Origin of the sequence: Cribrihabitans pelagius, from assembly GCF_048820915.1 — a bacterium.
In the GTDB taxonomy this organism is placed as follows: Bacteria; Pseudomonadota; Alphaproteobacteria; order Rhodobacterales; family Rhodobacteraceae; genus Cribrihabitans_A; species Cribrihabitans_A pelagius.
On the sequence record NZ_JBMERR010000010.1, the window covers coordinates 157,856 to 163,892 of the forward strand.

General features: G+C 62.9%; 5 protein-coding genes and 1 tRNA gene. All 6 read left to right on the forward strand.

Going from position 1 to position 6,037, the window contains the following annotated elements; all coding sequences use genetic code 11:
• The first annotated feature begins 17 nt into the window (after positions 1–17).
• Positions 18–1,184: an ABC transporter substrate-binding protein gene (locus ACOHX0_RS11100; RefSeq protein WP_420676748.1), complete on the forward strand. Its 1,167-nt coding sequence runs from the start codon at positions 18–20 to the stop codon at positions 1,182–1,184.
• A gap of 407 nt (positions 1,185–1,591) precedes the next feature.
• Positions 1,592–3,247, forward strand: coding sequence for a transcriptional regulator (locus tag ACOHX0_RS11105; protein ID WP_420676749.1), 1,656 nt, complete (start codon positions 1,592–1,594; stop codon positions 3,245–3,247).
• A 269-nt stretch (positions 3,248–3,516) separates the two neighbouring features.
• Complete coding sequence (locus tag ACOHX0_RS11110; protein WP_420676750.1) at positions 3,517–3,975, forward strand: hypothetical protein; 459 nt, start codon at positions 3,517–3,519, stop codon at positions 3,973–3,975.
• 269 nt (positions 3,976–4,244) lie between these two features.
• Positions 4,245–4,319: transfer RNA gene (locus tag ACOHX0_RS11115), tRNA-Gln, on the forward strand.
• 6 nt (positions 4,320–4,325) lie between these two features.
• Positions 4,326–5,852, forward strand: coding sequence for a site-specific integrase (locus ACOHX0_RS11120; protein WP_420676751.1), 1,527 nt, complete (start codon positions 4,326–4,328; stop codon positions 5,850–5,852).
• Positions 5,853–5,899: 47 nt separating this feature from the next.
• Positions 5,900–6,037: transposase (locus ACOHX0_RS11125; RefSeq protein ID WP_420676758.1), on the forward strand; the 138-nt coding region annotated here is incomplete at its 3' end.

The following is a 6,037-nucleotide window of genomic DNA, read 5'->3' on the forward strand; positions in this document are numbered from 1 at the left end:
CCAGGGAGGAGGCACTCATGAAGACACTCAGAGGTAAGCTGGCATCCACGCTTGCGGCCGCGGCGCTGGCCTGCGGCACCGGCGCGATGGCCGAAACGCAAGGGGTGAGCGACAGCGAGGTGGTGATCGGCTCGGTCAATGACCTCAGCGGCATCTTTGCCGCCGTCGGCGTGCCGGCCGTCAACGGCGCCAACCTGCGCTTTGCCGAAGCCAATGCAGCGGGCGGCGTGCATGGCCGCCAGATCCGCTTTGTGGTGGAGGACAACGGCTACCAGATTCCGCGCGCGATGCAGGGCTACAACAAGCTGCTGAACCGCGATCAGGTCTTTGCCATGCTCTTGTCGCTGGGCACGCCGATGAACCTGGCGGGCTTCAAGCTGCTGGACCCCAAGGGCATCCCCAACGTCGGCCCGCTCACCGCCGCGCGGCAGATGCTGCAGGAGCCGGTGGAAAACAAGTTCATCGGCTTTTCCAGCTATTACGACCAGACCGCCGCGGGGGTCACCTACCTCGCCGGGGAGTTCGGCGCGGAAGAAGTCTGCACAATGTATATCCCCTCAGACTTCGGCAAGGAGATCGAGGAGGGCACCAAGGACACCGCCGATAAACTGGGGCTCAGCTTTGCGGCGGAGACCACGCACAAGCCGGACGAGCTGGACTTCACCGGCTCGCTCACCAAGCTGAAAGCGGCGGGCTGCGATATCGTCACCCTGGCGCTGGGCGTGCGGCAGGGCATCACCGTGGCCGGGACCGCAAAGAAGCTGGGCTGGACCGACGTCAGGTTCCTGAATACCTCGGCCGGCTTCCTGGAGGCGGTGGCGGCGGTGCCGGGCGGCGTCACCGACGGGCTTTTTGCCGCCTCGGGCTGGGCCGACCTGATCGCCCGCGCCGACGAAGAGGCACCGGCCAAGTTCATGGCCGATTACGAAGCCGAATTCGGCCAGCCCGCGGGCGGCTTTGCGATGCTGGGCTATTCCGCTGCGGACACGCTGGTGCGCGCGCTGGAGGCGGCAGGGCCGGATCTTACCCATGAAAGCTTTATCGCCGGGATGGAAAGTCTCGATTATTTCGACGCGCTAACCGATACCCAGATTACCTATGGGGCCGATGATCACCGCGGTGCAGACGATATCGTCATTTCCGTGGTCGAAGACGGGAAATGGAAGGAATTGAGCCGCCAGTAACTACGGCTCTGGCAGGCCGGGCCGCCGGCCTGCTCACCTCCCGGCAGAGCAGGGCGCGGGTTTGCGTCCGGCGGTGTCCGGGAAACTTGTCTTTATCCAACGTTTTTGGCGCCGCACGCCTGTAAAAGCCGTCGCGCTTTCGCGGAGCAAGGGTCTTGTGGGGCTTTGCGGATACAGGTCCAGCGCGAAGCCGGGGCAGCCGGCTGTGCGGATTGCGGCCCTCCGCCGAATTTCCTAGGCTGGCTTCAGTGATCAAGCATTTGGGGATTATTGGGTCGATAATCTATCGAAAGTGCACATTGAAAAATCGTTCCTCTATTCGCCTTTAGATTGCAAAATAATTATATACAAGCTGACGTAATGGTGTTGTAATCATGACGTGCAATATTCGCTAAGCGGGGGTTGGCATGAGTATTCTTCTAAAGATTTGCCGTTTTGGAGCTTTTGGCGTCTTCCGCCCTGACGGCTCGGGCATTCCTCTCGGCGCCAAACATCAGGCGCTGATGGCACTCTTATCCACGGCCGATGGCGGTATCCGGACCCGGGCCTTCCTTGAAAAAACCCTGTGGTGCCTGGCCCAGCCGGAGCAGGCCAAGGCCAGCCTGCGCACCGCGCTTTCGACGCTGCGCCGCCACCTCGGCGGGGAGGCGGCCGGGCTGATCTCGGCCAACCGGGAGCGGGTGACGCTGGACCTGTCGCGGGTGGAGCTGGACAGCTGCGCTTCGGGGGCGGAGTTCATGGAAGGCTTCGAGCTGCCGCATGAAGCCGCCTTTGGCAAATGGCTGAGCCAGGCGCGCACCGAATTCGCGCGAGTGCCTGCCGGGGCCGCCGCCCGCGCGCCGGGGCGGGTGATCCTGGACAAGCTGCTGCCGTCGATTGCGGTGCTGCCGTTTGCGCAGCGCACGCCCGGCGGCGCGCCGGAGCCTCTGGGCGAACTGATGTCGGAGGAGCTGTCCCGCCACCTGTCGCGCAGCTGGGCCTTCTCAGTCACCTCCTATCTCGCCTCGCGCCAGTTCGACCCGGCCAGCGTCCGTCCTGCAGATGTCTCGGCGGCGGCGGGTGTCGATTACCTGGTTTCAGGCACCGTCATCAGCAGCAGCGAGGGCCGTCGCTTCCGGGCCGAGATCGACCTGCACGACGCGGTGCGCGAGAAGGTGATCTGGTCGCGCAGCTTCGAAGGCTCGCTGAGCGGACTGATGGAGGGGCGCAGCACCATCCTCAGCAACGCCACCCAGCAAATCGGTCAGACCGCCGCTGCGGAGGCGGTGCGCCTGGCCAGCTTCAAGCCGCTGTCCGCCCTGGGCAGCCACACGCTGCTGATGGCTGCGATCTCCCTCATGCAGGAGATGGACGCGGCCAAGTACCAGCAGGCGCAGGAGGTGCTGACCCGGCTGCTTGCGCGGGAGCCCGAGCATCCGCTGGCGCTCACCTGGATGGGGTTCTGGCACGTGATGCGGGTGGAGAAGGGCCTGTCGCGCGACCGCGAGCACGACAGCCGCATGGCGAGCCAGATGGCCGCCGCCGCGATCCGCGCCGCGCCCGGCTTCTCGCTCGCGCATACGCTGAACGGGATGATCTCCAGCAACCTGATGTTCCATTTCGACTCGGCGCAGGATTCCTACGATCTCGCCTTGCGCGACAACCCGAATGAGGCGCTGGCGCTGTTGCTGAAGGGCACCACCCGCGCCTATCAGGACATGCCGGAGGAGGCGGTGCAGCTGACCGATGCCGCCTGCCGCCTGACCCCTCTGGGGCCGCAGCGCTATTATTTCGATGCGATGTCCGCGTTGGCCAACTTGTCGGCCCGCAACTACGGCCGCACTATTGAGCTGGCGGACCGCTCGCTGGAGGCCAAGGGCGCCTTCCCGGTGCCGTTGCGCTCCAAGGCCATTGCGCTGCAGTTGTCGGGTCGCGGCGCGGAGGCGCGCGACACGGTGAAATCCCTGCTCGAGGCCGCACCCGGCTTCTGCCTGTCGCAGTACCAGCGCGACAACCCCGCCGCGATGAGCCCGGCCGGGCGCGACTGGGCCTTGGCCTTGCGCGACGCCGGCGTGCCGGAGTAACCCCCGCAGCGGCCCAGCCCGCAGCAGCCCGGCCGGCGGCCGCGCGGCTTCGGTGAGCGGGTCTGCGCGCGGAACCCTGCGTCATAGCGGGGGGGCATGGTGCAACAGATGCATGTGACATCCATCTACGAGCGGTGCCGCGCGAGGAGGCCGCGCCTTCCGGTTACGAAGCCGCGCTGCGGTGCGCGCGGTAATACTCACGGTTGGGCCGCCCCGCGCTCCCGGCCCGGCGGATAGGCCGCCGCATCACCCCGGACTCTGGAGGCCGCATGACTTCGATCCTGGCGTTTAACCGCAGCTTTTCCGACTACGGGCCGGATATGCAGGCCGAGGAGCGCTCGCCGGAAATTCTCGATGTGGTTGAGGGCTTCATGCACCGCTGGAGCTATTCCGTGCGCAACCTGATCGGCGCCGAGGTCTCGGTCGAGCATCTGGGCGGCTGTCTGGACGGGGCGCCGGACCTCATCTTCCGGATGGCGGCGCTGGATTACTTCGAAATCGTGATCCGTTGCCCGGACCGGCCCCCCTGTTATGGCGGCTGGCTGACCGGAACCCTGCCGGTGACCGTCAGTCCCGAGGCCGTGAACGGCCGCCCGGTACTGATGACCGCGAGCCGCGAGGGCGGCCGCATCCGCCACATCTTCGACCCGCTGAGCGGCTACCGCCCGGCCGCCGCGGGCGCCGCGCTGCCGCTGCACGCCGCCCGCCGCCTCTCCGGTTTCGGCTAGGCGGACGCCAAACGGCCCGACCGCCGGAGTGACCGTTCCCCGAGCCGGAAAAGCGCCTCCAAGCGCGCCCGCATCCGGCCGGTGCCGGGCCCATACCGTACTGCCTAAGCCCCTCAATTCGCGCCGAATACCCGCCAAGCCCCGGCTGGGGGATCAGCCCTGCCGCGCCCCGCCGAAGCGCCCCGCCGGCCAATTCGAAAAGAAGTGCATTTTTTTCCCAAAACCCTCTTGCGCCCCTCCGAAACAAACTTTAGACAGCGCCTCACCGATGGGGTGTAGCCAAGTGGTAAGGCAGCGGTTTTTGGTACCGTGTACCGTAGGTTCGAATCCTACCACCCCAGCCACTTTCCATGAAAAACTCAACAAAATCAGTAGATCGGCTTCAAGTCGATGCTGGCACGGTTGCGCTGCTTTTGCGCGATAGCCGCGCAGCTAACACGGACCGCAGCCCTGCTGGTCGAACAAAAAAGCAATCAAACCGGCTCTCAAACTCGTTTCTGTCCGAGCGCAACGAGACTCACGTCCTTCCCACACCTGCACTGGAGACCTGCTCCCCGGTGCCCGAGGAAGGAGACAGAGAGATTTTCATCGAGCCTACTGCACCCGCTACGCCAGAAGCCATCCACGCCATTTCGCGGGAGATCGTTCGAAGCCATTTCGAACAATTACTCGGCAACTTGTCTGACCCAGCCTTCGATGCTGAAGAGCGAATCTTGCACCTGAGTGCCGAACTGGAGCTCCTTCAAGTCGAACTGCGGGGAAGAGACTTGTCGCGGCCCATTCTGCTTGCAAAGGAAGTCGCAGCAAAAATTGGAGAACAGCCTGTAAATCCGATGGATGCTGGAGCAGCGAGGCAATTTGCTACAACCCTGAAAGCTGCCTGGAAAGCAGAGCTAACAGTGCTGGAAGACTTTGAGGATCCACTGGCCGTTGCAGCCGGGCTCTTCGAGCGCTTTCAGATTGTTCCGAAGGACGGACAGATTCCGCCATTCGTATCAATCACCACAGCCGTAGAGATTGCAAAGCGAGGAAAGACAGCAGAAATGCGCCGCAAACTGGACGCTACCGGCGGGCTGCTGTTGGAGTTTTTTGGGAACGTCTCCCTTGAGCAAGCAGCAAGACGTATCGTCGATTTCTGCCGCTTTCTTCACCGCCTGCCGCGGGACCATGGCCAAAAACATGGAAAGAACCGCCATGAAAAGGAAGGAATTTCCATATCAAAGCATGAGCTGATCGCTGCAGCAGATGCGCATGATGCTGAATGCTATGTAAAGGTCCGAGCAATCCCAGGTGCCAGCGAGCGACAACAACTTGCGAAGCTTCCAGACTTGCTGTCGATCCGCATGACGCAAACGAACCTGGAACGTCACCTCGACCGAATTCATGACATCCTTCGTTCAGCAGCCACCAGCCTTGGCTACTCGGGAAAGACCAAGGTACTCACCTATTCGGCTCTCGCTCAAGAAATGAAATCCTTCAGCCAGGAGCTGAGAAAACAGGAACCACTCTTCCTTCGCATGACGCGCCCCAAAACGCGTTCCCGGTGGAGCGGCATCCGCCTCAAGAAACTGCTGACGTCACCGATCTATAGGGGATGCTTCAGTCAGAACCGGCGCACCCGGCCCGGGAAGAAGTTAATTCGAGACGCGATCTACTGGGTGCCGTTGATCATCATGACAATGGGAACTCGCCTCAGCGAAGTCCTCCAGCTGAAGGCTGGTGACCTGATCTGGCATGACGATGGAGTATTCTGCTTGCGCTTTGCTTGGACCGTTGAGCAAGACGGGAAAACAGTGGCCAGCCGCCGCGTGGTTCCCATCCCGCAAGTTCTCTTAGAGTTGGGCCTGGTCGAGTGGATTAGGCTCAGGACCCATTGATTTCCGTTTGGCCGCGTGATTCACGGTGCTCAAAACGAGCGGTGAACATGTCTGACCGTTTCTGGCTGAGCGACGAGCAGATGGCCCGTCTGAAACCCTTCTTCCCAAAGTCCCACGGGAAGCCTCGCGTTGACGACCGTCGGGTCTTGAGTGGGATTATCTTCATCAACCGCAATGGGTTGCGC